This is a genomic window from Acidimicrobiia bacterium, from assembly GCA_009694375.1.
GTDB lineage: Bacteria > Actinomycetota > Acidimicrobiia > Acidimicrobiales > VFJN01 > VFJN01.
Genome location: SHVB01000015.1, coordinates 49,899 through 69,585, shown reverse-complemented (window position 1 = coordinate 69,585; position 19,687 = coordinate 49,899). Strand labels below are relative to the sequence as shown.

General features: G+C 63.9%; 19 protein-coding genes and 3 tRNA genes. 5 read left to right on the top strand and 17 right to left on the bottom strand.

Features of this window, described 5'->3' with window-relative positions:
- The 3 genes from tuf to EXQ71_09790 all read right to left on the bottom strand — a co-directional run.
- Nucleotides 1-147 (bottom strand): elongation factor Tu (gene tuf, locus EXQ71_09800; GenBank protein ID MSO87796.1); only part of this gene is annotated, 147 nt, incomplete at its 3' end.
- Between the two features lie 47 nt (nt 148-194).
- A tRNA-Met gene (locus EXQ71_09795) sits at nt 195-271 on the bottom strand.
- A gap of 16 nt (nt 272-287) precedes the next feature.
- A tRNA-Thr gene (locus tag EXQ71_09790) sits at nt 288-359 on the bottom strand.
- A 182-nt stretch (nt 360-541) separates the two neighbouring features.
- On the opposite strand from EXQ71_09790, the gene EXQ71_09785 reads away from it, so the two are divergent.
- From EXQ71_09785 to EXQ71_09775, 3 genes are read left to right on the top strand one after another with little or no spacing between them, the layout of a single operon-like run.
- Nucleotides 542-1,843, top strand: a complete 1,302-nt coding sequence (locus tag EXQ71_09785) for a hypothetical protein (GenBank protein MSO87795.1) — start codon at nt 542-544, stop codon at nt 1,841-1,843.
- Nucleotides 1,844-1,893: 50 nt separating this feature from the next.
- The gene (locus EXQ71_09780) at nt 1,894-2,382 is read left to right on the top strand and encodes an N-acetyltransferase family protein (protein MSO87794.1); all 489 of its coding nucleotides are present in this window, start codon (nt 1,894-1,896) and stop codon (nt 2,380-2,382) included.
- Entirely contained in the window at nt 2,343-4,454 is a 2,112-nt protein-coding gene (locus EXQ71_09775; GenBank protein ID MSO87793.1) for a S9 family peptidase, read from the top strand. Before EXQ71_09780 ends, EXQ71_09775 begins: the two co-directional genes overlap by 40 nt.
- A 3-nt stretch (nt 4,455-4,457) precedes the next feature.
- On the opposite strand, the gene EXQ71_09770 is transcribed toward EXQ71_09775, so the two are convergent.
- Complete coding sequence (locus EXQ71_09770) at nt 4,458-4,946, bottom strand: YajQ family cyclic di-GMP-binding protein (protein MSO87792.1); 489 nt, start codon at nt 4,944-4,946, stop codon at nt 4,458-4,460.
- A 64-nt stretch (nt 4,947-5,010) separates the two neighbouring features.
- Here EXQ71_09770 and EXQ71_09765 point away from each other — a divergent pair.
- Nucleotides 5,011-5,095 (top strand) — tRNA-Tyr (locus tag EXQ71_09765).
- A 50-nt stretch (nt 5,096-5,145) separates the two neighbouring features.
- On the opposite strand, the gene EXQ71_09760 is transcribed toward EXQ71_09765, so the two are convergent.
- Both EXQ71_09760 and acs read right to left on the bottom strand, forming a co-directional pair.
- Nucleotides 5,146-5,592 carry a hypothetical protein gene (locus tag EXQ71_09760; protein ID MSO87791.1) on the bottom strand — a complete coding sequence of 149 codons (447 nt, stop codon included), beginning with the start codon at nt 5,590-5,592 and terminating at the stop codon, nt 5,146-5,148.
- Between the two features lie 41 nt (nt 5,593-5,633).
- Complete coding sequence (acs, locus tag EXQ71_09755; GenBank protein ID MSO87790.1) at nt 5,634-7,604, bottom strand: acetate--CoA ligase; 1,971 nt, start codon at nt 7,602-7,604, stop codon at nt 5,634-5,636.
- A gap of 64 nt (nt 7,605-7,668) precedes the next feature.
- Here acs and EXQ71_09750 point away from each other — a divergent pair, with 64 nt between their 5' ends.
- Nucleotides 7,669-8,508 carry an enoyl-CoA hydratase gene (locus tag EXQ71_09750; GenBank protein MSO87789.1) on the top strand — a complete coding sequence of 280 codons (840 nt, stop codon included), beginning with the start codon at nt 7,669-7,671 and terminating at the stop codon, nt 8,506-8,508.
- Nucleotides 8,509-8,512: 4 nt separating this feature from the next.
- Here EXQ71_09750 and EXQ71_09745 read toward each other — a convergent pair whose 3' ends face one another.
- The 11 genes from EXQ71_09745 to EXQ71_09695 form a co-directional block, all read right to left on the bottom strand.
- Nucleotides 8,513-9,634 carry a hypothetical protein gene (locus tag EXQ71_09745; GenBank protein ID MSO87788.1) on the bottom strand — a complete coding sequence of 374 codons (1,122 nt, stop codon included), beginning with the start codon at nt 9,632-9,634 and terminating at the stop codon, nt 8,513-8,515.
- A gap of 4 nt (nt 9,635-9,638) precedes the next feature.
- Nucleotides 9,639-11,129: an NADH-quinone oxidoreductase subunit N gene (locus tag EXQ71_09740; protein MSO87787.1), complete on the bottom strand. Its 1,491-nt coding sequence runs from the start codon at nt 11,127-11,129 to the stop codon at nt 9,639-9,641.
- A 30-nt stretch (nt 11,130-11,159) separates the two neighbouring features.
- The gene (locus EXQ71_09735; protein ID MSO87786.1) at nt 11,160-12,671 is read right to left on the bottom strand and encodes an NADH-quinone oxidoreductase subunit M; all 1,512 of its coding nucleotides are present in this window, start codon (nt 12,669-12,671) and stop codon (nt 11,160-11,162) included.
- Nucleotides 12,672-12,743: 72 nt separating this feature from the next.
- Complete coding sequence (locus EXQ71_09730; GenBank protein ID MSO87785.1) at nt 12,744-14,897, bottom strand: NADH-quinone oxidoreductase subunit L; 2,154 nt, start codon at nt 14,895-14,897, stop codon at nt 12,744-12,746.
- A gap of 11 nt (nt 14,898-14,908) precedes the next feature.
- The gene (gene nuoK / locus EXQ71_09725; protein ID MSO87784.1) at nt 14,909-15,208 is read right to left on the bottom strand and encodes an NADH-quinone oxidoreductase subunit NuoK; all 300 of its coding nucleotides are present in this window, start codon (nt 15,206-15,208) and stop codon (nt 14,909-14,911) included.
- Nucleotides 15,209-15,219: 11 nt separating this feature from the next.
- A complete protein-coding gene (locus EXQ71_09720; GenBank protein MSO87783.1) occupies nt 15,220-15,735 on the bottom strand; it encodes an NADH-quinone oxidoreductase subunit J in 516 nt (171 codons plus the stop codon).
- Nucleotides 15,735-16,286: an NADH-quinone oxidoreductase subunit I gene (locus EXQ71_09715; GenBank protein MSO87782.1), complete on the bottom strand. Its 552-nt coding sequence runs from the start codon at nt 16,284-16,286 to the stop codon at nt 15,735-15,737. Before EXQ71_09715 ends, EXQ71_09720 begins: the two co-directional genes overlap by 1 nt.
- A complete protein-coding gene (locus tag EXQ71_09710; protein ID MSO87781.1) occupies nt 16,287-17,327 on the bottom strand; it encodes an NADH-quinone oxidoreductase subunit H in 1,041 nt (346 codons plus the stop codon).
- The gene (locus tag EXQ71_09705; protein ID MSO87780.1) at nt 17,324-18,496 is read right to left on the bottom strand and encodes an NADH-quinone oxidoreductase subunit D; all 1,173 of its coding nucleotides are present in this window, start codon (nt 18,494-18,496) and stop codon (nt 17,324-17,326) included. The genes EXQ71_09710 and EXQ71_09705 overlap by 4 nt, the downstream gene beginning before the upstream one ends.
- A complete protein-coding gene (locus tag EXQ71_09700) occupies nt 18,493-19,314 on the bottom strand; it encodes an NADH-quinone oxidoreductase subunit C (GenBank protein ID MSO87779.1) in 822 nt (273 codons plus the stop codon). The genes EXQ71_09705 and EXQ71_09700 overlap by 4 nt, the downstream gene beginning before the upstream one ends.
- A complete protein-coding gene (locus EXQ71_09695; GenBank protein MSO87778.1) occupies nt 19,172-19,687 on the bottom strand; it encodes an NADH-quinone oxidoreductase subunit B in 516 nt (171 codons plus the stop codon). The genes EXQ71_09700 and EXQ71_09695 overlap by 143 nt, the downstream gene beginning before the upstream one ends.

The following is a 19,687-nucleotide window of genomic DNA, read 5'->3' as shown; positions in this document are numbered from 1 at the left end:
ATCAAAGGCCATCGCCGTCACATTCCCATTCGCCGCCGCCAACACCCGCGTAATCGCAGCCGTCAACGTCGTCTTCCCATGGTCAATGTGACCCATCGTCCCCACATTCAAATGGGGCTTATTCCGCTCGAACTTCTCCTTGGCCATGACCTGCTGCTCTCTCTCTGACGGATACTTGCTGGGCGATTCGCTTGTAGTGGCGGCGCCCGGGTTCGAACCGGGGACAACTCGATTATGAGCCGAGTGCTCTAACCAACTGAGCTACGCCGCCTCGGATACGTGTACCGAGCCCTCTGTGGGGATTGAACCCACGACCCCTTCCTTACCATGGAAGTGCTCTACCACTGAGCTAAGAGGGCGTGCGTCGCCTACCCGAGGGCGGGGCGATGTAGAAGCATAGGGGTGGGAACGATTCGGTGGCGAACCCATTCCCAGCCTTCGGGCTCCCTCGAGGCCGAAGCCAGGCCCCGAGGGGCAAAAAACGGACCCACCTCCCAATCTTTCCCTCTAGCCCGCTGGTGAAAGAGCCGATCAATGGGATATGCGTATCCAACGGCTAGTCATTGAAGACAACGACGACGTCTTCACCTTTGCGGTCCACCCCCGGCTCACCATGGTTACCGGTATGGGAGACGCAGAACGGGAAAGCCTCACCACCGAACTGATTGGCGCTCTTGGCAGCCACCACCCCGGGGTGCACCTCGAGGTCGAGGAGCGAGGGGGCCGTCGCCTCGCCGTATTCAGCCCTCCCCTCGGGCGTCATCGCATCATCGATGTGGGCTCGGCCACCGACGTCTCCGCCGAGTTTGCCAACACCGCTGGCGACCCCACCCTCCTCCAACCCCTCGGCCTTGATCTCCATCAGGCCCGAAGCGCGATGTGCTTCGGCGCCGCCGACCTGGTCATCCCCGACGATCCCCATCCATCCATCGATGTGTTAGCGGCCCTCGATCAGCACGAACTCTGGACCGCCGCTCAGGCGCTACAACAAGCCTCCGACGACCTCGCCAACCAAGCCCCCGCCCCCCAATCCCCCGCCGCCGACCCGGTGATCCTCGAGGAGGTCATGGCTCGCCATGACGTGCTCGAGACGACCCTCAACTCCTTCGAAACTAGCCGTCGTCGCACATTCATTATCGGCGGTTTCGCCACCTGTGCGATCGTGCCCGGCACTATCTACGGCGGCCATACCGGCCTCCTTTTCGCCGCTATCGCGGTGACGAGCGTGCTCATCTCGCTCATCGCGCGCGCCAGGGTGGCCCGAGCGAATGGGGCGGCGAACCGTTCACTGGCCAAGGCGGGGGCCCGCAGCCACTTCGGATTTCAGCTTGAGCGGCTCAATGACCTCCTGGGGGAACACGCCACCCGGTCGCTACTGATGGATCGGGCCGACGCCCGCCGGCACGCCCTGGCGGAATGGGTCCGCTTGGCCCAGGACATCCCGGTCGATTGGGCCTTCGATCATCGCCAGGAGGTCGCGGCGGCCGCCCAAGTCTACCGAGACGTTGCCCCGCTCGATTTCCTGAGCGCCGATCCAACCGACCCGGCGGCCGCCGAAACCGCCTCGCTCGCTCGGGTCCTCATTTCCCGCCTCGCTCAACTTCGCTCGATCGGCCAGGAGGGTCTTCCCCTGCTGCTCGATGACCCCTTCCGCAAGCTCGCCGCCGGGCCGAAATTATCTCTCCTTGAGTTGGTGGGGCGGTTGTCGGGAGATCCACAGATCATCTTCCTCACCAACGATGAGGACGTGGCGTCGTGGGCGCGCATGGAGGCATTGACCGGGGAGATGGCCATCGTCGAAACGGACGTGCTCCAAAACGCCGACGGGTTGAGTCAGCCCTGACTCCCCCTTCGGTGGCGCGCCAGGTGACCGCCGGCCGATAGGTTGCGCCCATGGAGGTGCGCCTGGCCACACTCGAAGATGCCGAGTTCATCAGGCAGATCTACAACCTTGAGGTGACCACCTCCACCGCCACCTTCGATCTGGTGGCCCGGGAGATCGAAGAACAACGAGGTTGGCTGGCGGAGCGATCGGGGGCCTACGCCGCCATCGTGGCCGTACGAGAGGGAAGTGTCGTCGGCTTTGCGTCGCTCTCCCCCTGGCGGGATCGGGCCGCCTACTCCACCACCGTGGAGGACTCGGTGTACGTGCACCGCGACCATCACGGCGTGGGCATCGGGCGGCTCTTACTCAACGAACTGGTCGCCATAGCCACCCGCCACGGCTTCCATGCCTGCATGGCCCGGATCGTGGGCGGACACGAAGCGTCGATCGGACTCCACCAAGCGTGCGGCTTCGACATCGTGGGCACCGAGCGCGAGGTTGGACGCAAGTTCGGCAAATGGCTCGACGTTGTCCTCATGGAGTGCCTACTGACGTGACGGACTCCTTCCCGCGTCAGTTCGCCCGTACCCAGCGATTCACCCTCGGGGCACCGCGCAACATCACCGTGGCGCCCGACGGCAGCCGAGTGGCCTTCCTCCGATCCTCCGGGCCCGAGGACCCCGTCACCTCCCTTTGGGTTCTCGACGTCGCCTCCGGCACGGAACGGGTGGTGGCCGGGCCGGAGCGACTGCTGGCCGGTGGATCCTCCGGACTTCCGCCCGAGGAAGCCCTTCGCCGAGAACGTGCTCGGGAACAGGCGGCGGGGATCACCGGGTACGCCACCGACGCGACGCACTGTGTGGCCACCGCCGCCTTGGCGGGCCAACTCGTGGTGGCCAACCTCGTGACGGGCGGGGCGTCGGTACTCGAGGTCCCCGGTACCGTGATCGATCCCCGACCCGACCCCACCGGCACCACGGTGGCCTGGGTCGACGGCCGGTCCTTATGGGTGGCTGATCTGGGCGATCCGTCCACGGCTCGTCGCCTGGCGGGTGAAGCCGATCCGGAGGTGCGTTGGGGGGTGGCGGAGTTTGTAGCCGCCGAGGAGATGGAACGCTTTCGTGGCTACTGGTGGGCGCCAGACGGGTCGGCACTGCTGGCCACCCGGGTGGACGAAACGCCAGTGGAGCGTTGGTGGATCTCAGACCCTGCCCACCCCCACCACGCCCCGGTCTCGGTGGCTTACCCCGCCGCTGGTACGGCGAACGCCTTGGTGACCGCCTGGATCCTTCGCCTCGACGGGACGCGAACCGAGGTGACCTGGGACCACGACGAACTGCCATATTTGGCCGAAGCCGGCTGGGACGAACACGGTCCTCTGCTGGCGTTACAACCGCGCCATCAGCGCGCCATTGAGGTGCACGGCGTCGATCCATCCTCGGGAACCACCGAGATCCTCTGGACCGATCACGATGACGCGTGGGTGGAGCGAGCGCCCGGCACCCCGGCCCGACTTCCCGACGGCCGTCTGGTGATGTGCTCCGACCGCGACGGCCGTCGCCAACTCGTGGTGGATGGCACCTCGGTCACTCCAGCCACTCTCCAGGTACGCAGTGTCGCTCACGTGGATGACGGCGCGGTGGTGTTCACCGCCAATCCGATTCACGATGCCACCGGCTTGGCGCTGTGGCGCTGGCGCGATTCCGGCCTCGAGCAACTCACCTCCGACGAAGGGGTTCACAAGGCCACCGTGGGTGGGCCCACGATGGTGGTGAAGCGTTCGTCGCTGCAGGACCATGCCCCCACCTTCACCATCTTGGGAGGTCCCACCCTCTCGAGTGCGGTGGCCACTCCGCTGGTCACGCCCAGGGTCACCATCAGCCACGGGGGCGCCCGGCGACTCGCCACGGCCCTGCTCCTCCCCCACGACACGCCTGACCACGCCCTGCTTCCGGTATTACTCGACCCCTACGGTGGTCCTCATGCCCAGCGAGTGCTGCAGACCGGCTCGGCGTATCTCACCTCGCAGTGGTTCGCCGATCATGGCTTCGCCGTGGTGGTGATCGACGGACGGGGCACCCCTGGTCGCGGATCAGATTGGGAGCGAGCGATCCAGGGCGACCTCGCCGGCCCCGCCCTTGATGACCAGATCGACGGGCTGCTCGCCCTCGCCGCAAACGATCACCGCCTCGACCTTTCCCGGGTGGCGATTCGGGGGTGGAGCTTCGGCGGCTACCTGGCCGCCCTGGCGGTGCTGCGACGCCCCGACGTCGTCCACGCCGCCGTCGCCGGGGCCCCGGTTACCGATTGGCGGCTCTACGACACCTTTTATACCGAGCGATACCTCGGCGATCCGGCCTCCAACGCGGCGGCCTACCACGCCAGTTCGCTACTCCCAGACGCCGGCCGGCTCGAACGCCCCCTACTGCTCATCCACGGCATGGCGGATGACAACGTGGTGAGTGCCCACACCCTCCAACTGTCCAGCGCCCTGTTGACCAAGGGCCGCTCCCACCAGGTACTCCCGCTCAGCGGCGTTACCCATATGGCGGGCGGCGAAGAGGTGGCGGAGAACCTGCTCCTGTTTCAACTTGCCTTCCTTCAGCATGCCCTCGGGCTCGAACCGTGAGGTTCAATCGCGGAAGTTGGTGAACTGAAGAGGAATACCGAAATCGTGTTCCTTGAGTGCAGCGATCACGCCTTGCAGATCATCGCGCTTCTTGCCCGTCACCCGAACCTGTTCACCTTGGCTCTGCGACTGCACGCCCTTGAGGTTGAGGGTCTTGATGTGCTTGTTCAACTCGGTGGCCTTCTCCTTGGAAATCCCGGCCACCAACTTCACCAGCTGACGGGCGGTGGCCCCGGAGGCTTCCTCCACCTTCTGATAGTCCAAGGCTTTCATCGAAACCTTGCGCCGGACGAGTTTCTCCTCCAGAAGCTGCCGCAACGCCGCCAGGCGATCCTCGCTGGAGGACTGCAGTTTGATCTCCGTGTCGCTCAACTCGATAGAGGAGTCCGTTCCCTTGAAGTCGTAGCGGGTCCGGATCTCCCGAGCGACCTGGTCCACCGCATTGCGGATCTCCTGCTGATCGATCTCAGATACCACGTCGAAGCTCGGCATACAGCGGACAGTAGCGGGAACGCTTGGCCGTTGGTTGCTGGTGCCCGCTATCGTCCTGAGTCCTGGGTCCGTGCCCGAGTGGCCAAAGGGAACTGGCTGTAAACCAGTCGGCATTGCCTACGGAGGTTCAAATCCTTCCGGGCCCACCACAATGGAGCCCCGCTGCGGCGGGGCTCCGGCGCGTCTGCCGTGCCCGGGGCTACTCGTAGTAGCCGGAATGGACGTACACGCAAGGAACGTTCTCGGCATGAAACATGTCCACGTTGCGTCGGTCGTCCTCGAACGCCAGCCGCAGTTCGAACCCATAATCACGCAGATGTTTCACCGCGGTTCGCTTGAACTCGCGGGCGGCGTCTTGATCGTCTTGGCTGCGCATGATCAGCAAGTCCCAGCGCAATCCGTGGCGGGCCAACCAATCCAGCGTCTGAGCTTGCACCCGCATGGGCCGGGCCGTGAGCAACACGACCCGTAACGCGGGATCAAGCACCTCAATCAGACGAGCGACCTCTGCGATCAGTTCGTCTTCGCCCACCGCCGCGAAAAAAGCATCCCAGTTGCGCCGGGGTCGGGCTAGATGATGTTGCCGAGCGGTGGCATCGGAGAGCACGCCGTCCATGTCGAAGATGACCGTCGGTCCGGCGGGCACCGGCATGGCCCGCCAGTACCAGTTTCGGGGCGAGGGGAGGGTCAATCTTCAGTGGGCGACTCAGCGGCCCGCCGCTTGATCTCCTCCACCACGTTCGGATCGGCCAACGTGGTGGTATCGCCCAGATCACGGCCCTCGGCCACATCCCGAAGCAGCCGCCGCATGATCTTCCCGGATCGGGTCTTCGGAAGCTCGTCGGTGAAGATGACCACCTTGGGGCGAGCGATGGCCCCCAGTTTGGTAGCCACATGGCCTCGCAACTCAGCCCCCAACTCAGGGCTGGCGATGTGCGTTCCCCGGGGAATGACGTAGGCCATGATGGCCTGTCCGGTTACGTCATCTTTCGCCCCCACCACCGCGGCTTCGGCCACGGCGGGATGATCCACCAGGGCACTTTCCACCTCGGTGGTGGAGAGACGATGTCCTGAAATGTTCATCACATCATCCACCCGGCCGAGCAGCCACAGGTACCCGTCATCGTCGAGTTTGCACCCATCACCAGCGAAATATTTACCGGCGTAGCTCGACCAATACGTGTCCTGGTAGCGCTCGGGGTCTCCGTAGATGCCCCGGAGCATCGACGGCCAGGGGCGAGTGATGGTGAGGTACCCACCGCCGCGCTCCACGCGCTGCCCTTGCTCATCCACCACCTCGATCTCAATACCCGGCAGCGCGAAGGTGGCCGAGCCCGGCTTGGTGATGGTGGCGCCGGGTAGCGGGCTGATCATGATGGCGCCCGTCTCGGTCTGCCACCAGGTGTCCACGATCGGACAGCGCCCTCCCCCGATGTGCTCGCGGTACCACATCCAGGCTTCGGGGTTGATGGGCTCACCCACGCTTCCCAGCAGACGCAACGTCGACAGGTCATGGCTAGCCGGGTGCTGCGGGCCCCACTTCATGAACGTGCGGATAGCCGTGGGAGCGGTGTAGAGGATCGTGACGCCGTACCGCTCGGCGATGTCCCACAACCGGTCCTGGGCGGGCGTATCGGGGGTGCCCTCGTAGATCACCGAGGTCGCTCCATTGGTGAGCGGCCCGTAGACGATGTAGCTGTGCCCCGTGATCCAGCCAATGTCGGCGGCACACCAATACACGTCGGTATCGGGCTGCAGATCAAACACATACTTGTGAGTGAAGGCCACCTGAGTGAGGTAGCCGCCAGTGGTGTGCATAATCCCCTTGGGCTTCGCCGTGGTGCCCGAGGTGTAGAGCAAGAAGAGCAAGTCCTCGCTGTCCATCGACTCACAGGGACACTCCGCATCAGCCGCCGCCATGAGGTCGGACCACCACTGATCGCGGCCGGCCACCATCGTCACGGGTTCATTCACCCGGTTGACCACCACCACGTGCTCGACCGATGGCGTGGAACCCACGGCGAGATCCACGTTCGGTTTCAGCATCGCTGGCTGTCCTCGGCGGTAACCGCCATCAGCGGTAATGACCACGCGACAGGCGGCGTCGTTGATCCGGTCAATGAGCGAGTCGGGGCTGAAGCCCCCGAAGACGATGGAATGCGGGGCGCCGATGCGAGCACACGCCAACATCGCCACCGGAAGTTCCGGGATCATCGGCATGTAGATGCAGATGCGGTCGCCTTTCGACACGCCGAGGCCCTTGAGCACGTTGGCGAAGCGCTGTACGTCGGCGAGAAGGTCGGCGTAGGTGATCGTGCGGGTATCGCCGGGCTCGCCCTCCCAGTGGTACGCCACCTTGTCGCCTCGACCCGCCATCACATGGCGGTCGACGGCGTTGTGGCACACATTGAGTTTTCCGCCGACGAACCACTTGGCGAACGGCTGGTCCCACTCGAGAATCGTCTGCCAGTCCTCGTCCCAGTGGAGGAGGTCGGCGGCCTGACGGGCCCAGAATCCCTGCCAGTCTTCGTGGGCCTCGTCGTAGAGGAACGAGGATGCCGCCAGCGATGCCGCCCGAAAGCTCTCCGAGGGGGGAAAGGTCCGGTCCTCGACGAGACGGTCTTCAATGGTGTCGCTCAGCAGATTCTCATCGGGCATAGAAATCCTCCTGGCTAGATTATGAACGCAAACTAGCCCTCGCAGACTAACTACGGTCCAGGCTATGACTGATGCCTCGCCCTTCGTTCTGGTGGACCACCCTCGACCCCACGTGGCCGTGGTGCGGATGCATCGCCCCGATCGTCTCAACGCCATGTCCATCGAACTGGTGTCGGAACTCCACGCCGCCCTGGGGGCCGTGGCCGAGGAGAACGACACCTGGGTGGTCGTGCTCACTGGGTCGGGGCGGGGATTCTCCTCCGGTCTCGACCTCAACGACAACGGACTCCTGCCCAATATCGACGGCCTGTCGATGGGCCGGATCGCCCAACGCTCCATGCGGCATTACTCCCGGCTCGTGCCCACGCTGCGTCGCATGCCTCAGCCGGTGATCGCGGCGGTGAACGGACCGGCCTACGGCGGTGGGATGTGCCTGGCCCTGGGGGCCGATCTGCGTTTCGCGTCCGAGTCGGCGGTGTTCAACAGCACCGGCATCGTGAACGGTCTCACCTCCACCGAACTCGGCGTGTCGTGGATCCTTCCCCGCCTCATCGGGGTGGCCCGCTCAAACGACCTTCTCCTCACCGGGCGGATCGTGGATGCGCACGAGGCCTTGGCCATGGGCCTCGTCTCGCGAGTACTCCCCGACGACGAACTTCTCGAAACCTGTCTCGACGTCGCCGAGTCGATGAGCCAATTCAGCCCCTATGGCCTAGCCATGACCAAGGACGTGCTCTGGGCCAACCTCGAGGTAGCCAGCCTCGACGCCGCCGTCGAGCTCGAGGACCGCAACCAACTGATGCTTGGTTTCACCGAGAACCTGCCCGAAGCCATCCGTGCCTTTGCCGCCGGCCGCCCACCCGTCTACACCGACGAGCCCCGCCGGGCGATGTTCCCCGACTGACGCCTTAGGTCTGCCACTCAAGCACGCGAAACGCCCCCAGGCCGGTCGGGTCCACGAGCGCAAGCGCCTCCGAGATGCGGCTGCGGGCTCGCAGAGCGGCGAGGTCGCCGATCGCCGCCCGCTCCTGCCAAAGGGCTCGGGCTTCGGCAACGAGATCGTCGAGCCCGTTCCGCTCCAACCAATCGGCCTGGGTGGACACCAACGGCGACGGGGTGAGGGCATCGACGGGGACCTCGCAGGTGATGTCCTGGGTTCCGAGCCCTTCCAACGGTGACCCACCCCTGGCGTGCTGGCGGTAGGTACGCACCCATTCTGTCCAGGGACGGGCCGCCAGGCTACCGAGGGTCGATGCGTAGTCGAAGGCCACGACGCGCCCACCGGATCCGGCCAGTTCCCGGGCCTCGCGTACCCACCTCACCGCCGCCCGAAGGGTCGGCACCCGCGCTCCCACCGGCGCCTCAGGAAGTGCACCAGCGCCCACGGGGACAAGCACCTCGACCAGGCGATCATCAGTGATACCCACCCGTACTTCGGCCCATCCATCGGCGGTGCGCTCGGTCAGGCCGAAGGGAAGGTTGTCGAGCAGTTCGTTGGCCAAGACGATGACCGGGCCCGGCAATCTCGGGAGGTCGGCCATGCTGACGACGATCGGCCCCACCGGCAGGAGGGCGGCGATGTCTTGGCGGTCCTCATCCGCTTCGGGGGCGGACGCGAAGGCGGCGGCGGGGTCCTCGAGGGCAAGATGCCGGGCGTGGCCGATGCGCTGGATGTCGGATCGCTCCACCAGGACGTAGCGCAAGGCGGCGGCGCAGGCTGGCTGCGCGGCCAGGATGCTGCGGGCGAGCGCACCGGTGCCCGCACCTGCCTCCACTACCGCGAACCGCGAGGGGCAGGCGGCCTCGGCCCACCAACGGTCAAGGGCGGCGGCCACGACCGCTCCGAACAGTGGACCCACCTCAGGGCTGGTGAGGAAATCGCCGCGTCGGCCGGCGGCGCCACCGGTGGCGTAAAACCCACCCGCCGGATCGTAGAGCGCGATCTCGACTACCTCTTCAAAAGGGATCGGGCCTCGCCGAGCGATCTCCGCTCGGACCCGCGCTTCGGCCGGCGTCACTGGCGCCGCCACCGCATTACGCCGGGAGGAAGGTCGCGAGGTCGCCGAGGCGGGTCGCCAGGTTGCTCACCCCGAAGGCGACGGTGAGCACCAACGAGAGGGTGACGGCGGCGGCCAGTGAAAACGGGATGCGCACCGGGGTGCGGTCGCCGTCGGGCACCGGATTCATCCACATTTGTCGGGCGACGTTGGCGTAGTAGTAGAGGGCGATCACCGAGTTCACCCCGACGACCACCGCCAGGATTACTCCCCCTGCCGTGAGATCGGGGGAAAGAAGCGCCCGGAACACCACGAACTTCGCCAGCCAGCCCCCGAGCGGCGGGATGCCCGCCAGGCTGAAGAGAAACACCGTCATCAGCACCGTCAGGCCCGGGGCGTACTCAAAGAGACCACCCCACGAGGCGATCTCCGCGCTGCGGGTCTTGCGGGCCACGATGAGCACTACAGCGAAGGCCCCCAGGTTCATGGCGGCATAGATCAGCAGGTAGGTCACCACGGCGCTGCGGGCACCATCGGAGTTGCTTCCCACCACCGCCAATGGGGCGAGCATGAAACCGGCTTGGGCTACCCCGGAGTAGGCGAGCATGCGGACAATATTCGTCTGACGCAGCGCAATGAGGTTCCCCACCGTCATCGTCAACGCAGCCAGCACCCACATGAGGGGCCCCACCACATCGTCACGCCCGATAAACGCGATGAGGATGAGTTGCAGGAGGGCCACGAAGCCGGCTGCCTTCGAACTCACCGCCAGGAAGGCGGTAACCGGCGTGGGGGCACCCTCATAGGTGTCGGGTGCCCACGTGTGGAACGGCACCGCCGACACCTTGAAGGCGAAGCCAACCAACACAAAGACCACCCCGAGGGTAATGAGCGGTGTTGTATCGCCAAACCCATTGCCCCGAGCCACCGCCACGGCGATGTCGGTAAAGAGCGTGCTCCCGGAAATCCCGTAGAGCAAGGACATGCCGTAGAGCGTCACCGCCGAAGCGAACACGCCCATCAGGTAGTACTTCACCCCGGCTTCGTTGCCGCGCCGGTCGCGCTTACGCCAGCCGGCGAGCATGTAGGCCGGGATCGACAGGAGTTCGAGCGCCACAAACATCGTGATGAGGTCGCGCGATGACGCCATCACCAGCATGCCGAGGAGCGCACACAACAAAAGGAAGTAGTACTCGCCCTCCGCGTAGTCGCCCTCGGCGATGTAGTTGGTTGACAGCAAGACCACTACATAGGCCGCCAGTAGGAACATCGCCTGCAGCACCAAGGAGAAGTTGTCTACGACGTAGGCCCCACCAAACATCGACCGGTCGGCCCCATCCAGCGCCAGGGTGAGCACCGGCACCATGGCCGCCAGAATGCCGATTCCGGCCACCGAGGGCACGATGCCACGTGAGCCCTTCGGCGTGAAAAGGTCGACCAGCAGCACCACCACGAGGGCGCCCGTGAGCACCAACTCGGGCGCTAGCGCGTGGAAGTCGATGGCGGGCCGGTCGAAGGTGGAGGCCACCGACTGGAGAAGAAATGCGAACACGAGCAGTTACTTCAGTCCCGCAAAGGTGTTGCCCATCACCGTCAGGAAAGGATCGGTGACGTGGAAGATGATGTTCGGGAACAGACCCAGCACCAGGATCAGCGCCAGCAACGGGACCCAGGCAATCCACTCACTCACCCGCACATCCTCGATTTCGACGTCGGCAAACTCCTCGCTGGGGGTACCAAAGGCCGTGCGTTGGAAGAGCCACAGCAAGTAGCCCGCCGCCAGCACAGTGCCGAAGGCGGCGATCACCATGTAGGTGCGGAACAGTTCCTGCGACAGGGCCGGCGCCGGGTTGTAGGCCGAGAGAATGGCCGGGAATTCGCCCCAGAACCCTGCCAAACCGGGCAGGCCCAGCGAGGCCATGATGCAGAAGCCAAGAATCCAACCGAGTTTCGGCGCCTGCAGCAAGAGCCCACCAAGGCGCTTGATCTCCAGTGTGTGGAAGCGGTCCTTCACCGAGCCGGCCAGGAAGAACAACATGCCGGTGATGAGGCCGTGGGCGACCATGCCGAACACCGCCGCGTTCAGACCGAAGGTGGTGAGGCTGGCGATGCCGAGCATCACGAAACCCATGTGCGCCACTGACGAGAACGCGATCAGCCGCTTCATGTCCGTCTGCGCGAGACAGCCCAACGCTCCATAGATGATCCCGATCACCGCCAGGGCGCCGATGTACGGGGCCCACTTCACGGCGGCCTCCGGGAGAATGAACAGCGCCACCCGGATGAATCCGTAGGTGCCGAGTTTCAAGAGCACCGCCGCCAGGATGACCGAGCCGGCGGTGGGCGCCTGGGTGTGGGCGTCGGGGAGCCAGGTATGGAAGGGGAACATCGGCACCTTGATGCCAAACCCCATAAACATGCCGCCGAAGATCAGCACCTGGGTGATCATCGCCAGGTTTCCCGCGGCGTTGCGATCAGCCACCCCTTGGGCCAGATCCACCATCGAGAAACTGTCGCCACCGGCCACAAAAAACAGGGCCAGGAAACTGACGATCATGAGGGCAGAGCCAAACAACGTGTAGAGGAAGAACTTGATGGAGGCGTACTGGCGTTGCTCGCCCCCCCACACCCCGATCATGAAGTACATCGGGAGCAGTACCACCTCGAAGAAGACGAAGAAGAGGATGAGGTCCTGGGCCACGAAGGTACCGAGCATCCCAGTGGCCAGAATGAGCATCAGGATCAGGAACGCCTTGGGATTGTGGGGTTCCGGGAAGTGATTCCAGCTGTAGACCATCACGAGCGGGGTGATCAGGAGCGTGAGAGCGATCAGCGGCACCGAGAGCCCGTCAATGCCCACGATGTAATTGGCGTGGATGACCTCGATCCAGTTGCGGTTCACCACGAACTGCAGCTTTTCCGAGGTGTCGTAGTTGAAGTTCGCCAACACGGCGACCCCCACCGCCCCCGAGGCCAGCGCCGCTCCCAAGGCGGCGACCTTGATCATCTGCTCTTGGGCCTTTGGGATGACCATCAGCAATAGCGCCCCCGCCAGCGGCAGGAAAACCATGAGGGTCAGGCCCCATTCGGTGAGGAATTCGTTGTTGTCCATGGTCCCGTTCGGTCCTCGGATTGCGCTCGGCTAGATGACGATGATGAAAATGCCGGCCAGGATGGCGGCACCGGCAAAAAGGAGGGCGGCGTATTGCTGTACCCGCCCGGTTTGGATTCTGCGTAGACGTTGACCACTACCACCTGCGGCACTTCCGGAGGCGTTGACAATCGTGTCGACCACACCCTGATCGATGCGCTCGTACACGAACTTGCCGCTCTTCACAGCGGCCACCCCGGCGCCGTTGACCACACCATCGATCCCCTTCTGGTTGAACCAGTAAGCACCATGGGCGATCGGCCCCTTCACCGCGCCCACGATGATCCCGGTGTAGAGATGATCGAGGTAGTACTTCTCCACCAGCACCGTGTATCCGGCCTTGGCGAACTTGTTGCGACTGGTGAGACCGTGGGGTCCGCGGCCCTTCCAGTACCAGGCGTAGGCCAGGCTGATTCCGAGTAACCCGATGACCGTGGACCCAAGAGCGATGAGCACGTTGAACTCGGGGTGGTCGAACGTTTCGAAGACGGCCGGGAAATAGGACCCCTTCGGCTCGTAGAAGTGCTCGAAACGCAACGAGGCCCCATCGGGGGAACCGGAGAGCACCCCCGAATTGGGAAGGTTGGCGAAGCCGGTGATGATCGCCATGCCGCTGAGGATGTACAGGGGAACCAGAATGCGTCGCCCTGATTCATGCGGCGGGTGTTCGGCGTCGGCGGCATGTCCTTTCGCCTCTCCGAAGAACGTCAGGTAGATGCAACGGGTCATGTAGAGCGACGTGAGAAAGGCTCCAACCAGGCCCACCACCATGAAGGCCAGATAGCCGCCCTCGCCACCGAGTTGCTGGGCCCCCGAGAGGACCTCGTCCTTCGACCAGAACCCTGCCAACGGGAACAGGCCGATGAGCGCAGCCGTGCAGATGAGGAAGGTCACGAAGGTCTTGGGCATGAACTTTCGCATACCCCCCATGTGCTCGGTCATGTCGAAGGAGTGCACGGAGTGAGCCACCGAGCCGGCCCCCAGGAAGAGCCCCGCCTTGAACATGGCGTGCGTGAAGAGATGGAACAGAGCGGCGGTCCAGGCCCCCACCCCAAGCGCCATCACCATGTACCCGAGTTGGGAGACCGTGGAGTAGGCCAACACCTTCTTGATGTCCTTCTGCACGAAGGCGAGGCTCGCTCCGCCGATCACCGTGATGGCACCGATCACCGCCAGCGGATTCACCGATGACGTACCGATAGAGAATCCCTGGAAGAACACGCCATAGAGGCGCGCCACCATGAACACGCCCGCTACCACCATGGTGGCGGCGTGGATGAGCGCCGAAACCGGCGTGGGGCCGGCCATGGCGTCGGGGAGCCAGGTGTGCAAGACGAACTGTCCGGACTTGGACATGACCGCCGCCATGAGCGAGCAGGATGCCACCAGCAAGGCGAGGTGGCTGATCTCGCCGTTGAGGGCCATCTCGTTGATCGTCACGATGTCGAAACTCTGATCGGCGGCAAAGAAGAGGATGATCACACCGCAGATGAGGCCCACGTCGCCCACGCGGTTGGTGATGAACGCCTTGAGGGCCGCGTCGGAATTCGGCTTTTCCTCCCACCAGTGGCCGATCAGCGCAAAAGAACAGAGCCCCACCAGTTCCCAGCAGGTGAGGAGCTGGAGGGTGGTCTCGCTCATGACCAGACCGAGCATTGACGCGCTGAACAGCGACAGGAAGGCGAAGTAATGGGTGTAACGCCGGTCGCCTCCGATGTAGTCGGTGCTGTAGATGTGCACCAACAACGAGATCAGGGTGACGACGAAGAGCATCATCACCCCTGGGCCGTCGAGCAACATACCCACGCTGAAGGTCACGTCGCCGCTCTGCCACCAGGTCCAACTGGCCCGCGACGGTTCCACCTCAAACTCGATGGGCTCGGTAGCCGACCCGGTGGATTCCGACTCCACCACCGCCCCGGATGCCTCGCCCTCCTCCTGGGCCACTTCGGCCTCATGCTCGGCCGAATTGACGTGCGAGAACCATTGGACGTTGGTGGCCAGCGCCATCACGAAGCAGATACTCAGCGCCGTGATGCCGATCTCGGCACCCTTCTTGGGCATCCGCTTGCCAAACAGCAAGATGAGCACGAACGAAGCCGCCGCGATCAGCGGAATCAGGTAGGCATGGTCGGGGAACCACATGGTGGTCAGCCCTACCCCTTCATCTCAGCCACGTCGTCGAGGTCGACGCTCCGGCGGTTGCGATAGATGAGCAGGACGATGGCCAACCCGACCCCAACCTCGGCCGCCGCGATGGCGATGACGAAGAGCGCGAAGACCGACCCTGTGATCGAACCCCAGAAGGCCCCGAAAGCGATGAGGTTGATGTTGACGGCATTCAGGATCAACTCGATCGACATGAGCACCAACACTGCATTACGCCGAGCCAGCACCCCGTACACGCCGATGCAAAAGAGCACCGCACCGAGGAGCAAGAACTGGTTGAGGAGCAGATCGTCCACGGTCAGTCCTTCCGAGCCAGGACAATGGCGCCCACGAGGGCCGCCAGGAGGAGCACCGAAACGACCTCGAACGGTACGAGATAGGCGGTAAACACTGAGTCGCTCACCGTGGCGCTGTTCGACCCGGCCACCAAGATCAGCCTTGTGTCGGCCGGCAGGGGCGTGGCGGTCCAGTGAAACTGATCGACCAAGGCATAGCTCATCACCCCGAACATCAACACGGCCGTGGCGGCGCTGAGGGCCCAATGGGGGTGGGTGAGGTCCTGATCGCTACCCAGCTTGGCCCGGGTGAGCATGATGCCGAAAAGAAACAGCACGATGATGGCGCCGATGTACACCAGGACCTGCGTGGCCGCCACGAACTCGGCGGCCAGCAGCACATACTCCGCCGCTACCGCGGCCAACACGGCGACAAGGTAGAGGGCGGCATGCACCACGTTGTTCGAGGTGACTACTCGGAACGCGCTGAACAAGATGATGCCCGCGAACAGATAGAAGAAGACGTTCTGCGCCACCATTAGCGCGGCACCTTTCGCACCTTGGCATCCGAACCCGCTTCGTAGGGCTCGAAGTCCGGCACCGTCTCCATCCACTCGGTCAGACGGTCCATGTCGTGGAGGAGATCGGCCAGTCGGGGCTCGGAGTACTCGTATTCCGGGCTCCAAAACAGGGCATCGAACGGGCAGACCTCAACGCAGATTCCGCAGTACATACAAAGCGCGTAATCGATATCAAAGCGGTCGAGGGCGCTGACCGTACGTTCCTTGCCGCCCGGTCGACGCGGAGGGGCTTTGGTCTTATGGCCCTCAATGTAGATACACCAATCCGGGCAACTGCGCGAGCACAACATGCAGGCGGTGCAGTTCTCCTCCTTGAGGGCGATGACCCCCCGGGCCCGAGGGGCCGGCGTCTCACTCTCGTGGGGGTACTGCACGGTGACCGCCCCGAGGGAAGGGGCGGGGATCAGCGTGCGGATACCCCGCCGGGGGAACAGCGTCTTCAGAAGTTCCTTGAGGGTGATCGTGAGGCCGGTGAACAGACCGGGTAGCCGCGGCTTCGGAATGGGCACCTAGAACGCCACCTTCAGAATCATGGTGACCAGGATGTTGACCAGCGCGATGGGAATCAGGTATTTCCAGGCAAAGGCCTGGAGCTGGTCCTCCCGGAATCGGGGGAACGTGAAGCGAGCCCAGAAAATGAGGAAGCCCACCATGAGCATCTTTGCGAAGAGCACCAGCGGGCCAATGAAGTTCATCGCGTTGTCTTCAAGGGAGACGAAGGGCAACGCCCACCCGCCCAGGAACAGCGTGGCGGCAATGGCGGCGAACGCCCCGGCAGTGGCGAACTCACCGATGAAAAAAAGTAGGAAGCGCAGACCGGAATACTCAGTCATGTAGCCCGTGACAATCTCCGACTCCGCCACGGGCATGTCAAAGGGCGTCTGGGTGAGCTCGGCCTGGGTGGCCACCAAGAACACCCCGAAGGCCACGAACTGAGTGAGCAAAAAGGGGTTACCGATGCCGGAGAAACCGAAGATCTCGCCTTGATGTTGGGCGGCCACGATCCCTTGGAGGTTCAGCGTGCCGGCCTGGATGACCACTCCCACCACGGCGAGCACCATCGGCAGCTCGTAGGCAATGAGCTGCCCCGCCGCCCGGATACCGCCGATGAGGGAGTACTTGTTGGCCGAAGCCCACCCCGCGATCAGAATGCCGATCACCGAAACTGACGAGAGCCCGAGGGCCAAGAAGACGCCCGTATCGAGGTTGGTGAAGTAGACGTCCGGGCCGAAGGGCATCACCGAAAAGAGCAGGAACGTGCTCGCCAGCACGACGTACGGAGCGATGAAAAAAAGCCGCCGGTCGGCCCGCTCGGGAACGATGTCTTCCTTCTGTAGGAACTTGCCGACCTCGGCGAGGAGCTGCATCGAGCCAAACGGCCCTGCTTCCATCGGACCCAGGCGGCTCTGCATGAAACTCATCATCTTGAACAGAAAGAGATAGACAAACGCTCCGGCCGGCAGGACCACCGCCAACAGCACCCCGAGCACGCGCAGCGAGGTGACCTGCCAATAGGCAAGCTCCACCCCCAGCACCGACAAAGAAATCATCGGTCAATATCTCCCAGAATGAAGTAGAGGCTGGCGAGAATCGTGATGATGTCGGGCACGTAGACGCCGCGCAGGAGCCACGGGGCGATGGAGATGTTGTTGAAACTCGCCGAGCGGATCTTTACTCGGAACGGGCCGGTGTCGCCCTTGGACACCACGTAGTAGCCCATCTGGCCGAGCGGATTCTCCGTGGCAATGTACGCCTCCCCGGCCGGCACCTTGATGATGCGCGGCACCTTGGCCATGATGGCCCCGCTGGGCAGGCCATCGCAGATCTGGTCGACAATTTTGGTGGCTTCCCGCACTTCCTGCAGCCGCACCCAACAACGCGAGTAACTGTCGCCGTCGGGGTGGGTCCAGACCTTCCAATCCAGTTGGTCATAGACCAGCCCCACATTGGCATCACGGCGGAGATCCCAGTCCACGCCTGAGCCCCGCAGATTGGCGCCACTCAACCCGTAGGACTGCGCCACCGCGGCCGGAATAACCCCCACCCCACGAGTACGAGATTGGAAGATCTCGTTGCCGTAGACAAGGCCTTCCATCTCGTCACAGAACGCCCGTAGGCGCACCATGGCAGCTTTGGTCTCGGCGATCCACCCCTTCGGGAGGTCGTCTTTGAGGCCGCCAATGCGGTCGAAGTTGGGGTGGAAACGCCCTCCGGTGACCGACTCGATCTGATTGAGCACGAACTCGCGGTCGCGGAAGGCATAGAAAGCGGGAGTTTGGGCACCGAGCTGCAAGGCGAGGTCACCGATGAAGAGGCTGACGTTGGCGATGCGGGAGAGCTCGAAGAGCAAAGTGCGAATCCACTGCGCTCGCGGCGGAGCTTCAACCTCCATCAACTGCTCGGCGGCCAGGATGAAGGGCACCTCGTTGGCAAAGCTGCCCAGCCAGTCGATTCGGTTCACCAACGTGGTGACCTGCGGGTACGAGCGAACCTCGCACAGCTTCTCGTAGCCACGATGCATGTAGCCGCACATCACATCGGCGGAGGTCACCTGCTCCCCGTCGAGGCGGGCCACCAGGCGCAGAGTGCCGTGGGTAGCGGGATGTTGGGGCCCCATGTTGAGGACCATGCCGTCATCGGTCTCGAGCTCGACGTTCACGCGGCCGTCGGCGGCCTGCGCGTTGATGTAGCCGAGTTGCTGGGCATCGGTGAGTGTCATTCTTCGGTCCCTTCCCCCTCGGACGACTCGTCGTCGCCCGGCATGGGTTCAACATCAATAATCCCGGGCCAGGGCTTCACAACCCGAGCGAGCAGAGGGAACTCCTTGCGCAGCGGATAGCCCTCAAACTCAGAGGGCAGGTAGAGGTTCCGCATGTCGGCGTTGCCATCGAAGGAGATCCCGAACATCTCGTGCGTCTCCCGCTCATGCCAAGCCGCCCCGGCATAGGTGCGAATCCAGGTGGCCAGGCGCGGATCGTCGTCGGGCACATCAACCTTCAGCAACACGCGCAGGTCGGTTCCGGTTTTCGCCACCGATGCCAGAACCTGCAGCCGAGACTCGCCCCCTGCGTACCCCGGCACTGCCGCCGAACGCTCCGGCATCGGCGGAGGGAAGGGCACATCAAGGGCGGAGTCTTCGTAGCGCCCGTAGGGCGACGGCAACCAATCGATTGCCGAGAGGAAGTCGAAATATTTACAGTCCGCCTTGTCCTGGGCTACGCGGCCCGCCTCGGCCCACGCGTCGGTAGCCACGCGAATCCACAAACCGTCACCGGGTTTGATGACGCTGTCGAGCACCGCATCGCCCAGGTGCGCGACGAACACGGCCCGCAACTCCTCGCGGCGCTCGTCGACCACGATCTCGGGAGCCTCCGCCGACGCGGTGGCGGTGTCCTCAGCCAACGATGATCGGCTCCTGGCGGTCCTGCTCACCCCTCCAGCGCGCTGCCATATCTTCGTTCTGGATCCGTTCCTGTAACAACACGACACCTTCGAGCAGAGCTTCGGGACGGGGCGGGCAACCAGGGACGTACACATCGACGGGGATGATCTGGTCGACACCCTTCGTGACGGAATAACTATCCCAGTACGGGCCGCCGCAGTTCGTGCAACTGCCCATGGAGATGACGTACTTCGGGTCGGGCATCTGCTCATAGAGGCGCTTGATGGCCGGCACGATCTTGTCGGTAACCGTTCCCGAGATCACCACGAGGTCGGCCTGGCGAGGGCTGGCCGGGAACGGGATCACCCCGAGGCGCATCACGTCGTAGCGCGGCGACGCAAAGGCGGCCCCCATTTCGATGGCACAACAGGCAAGACCCCACTGGTACGCCCAAATGGAGTACTTGCGGCTGAGGTTCAACAGTTTGGTCAGCGGCTTGGGCATCTTGCCGCTCTCGACGAGGCCCAT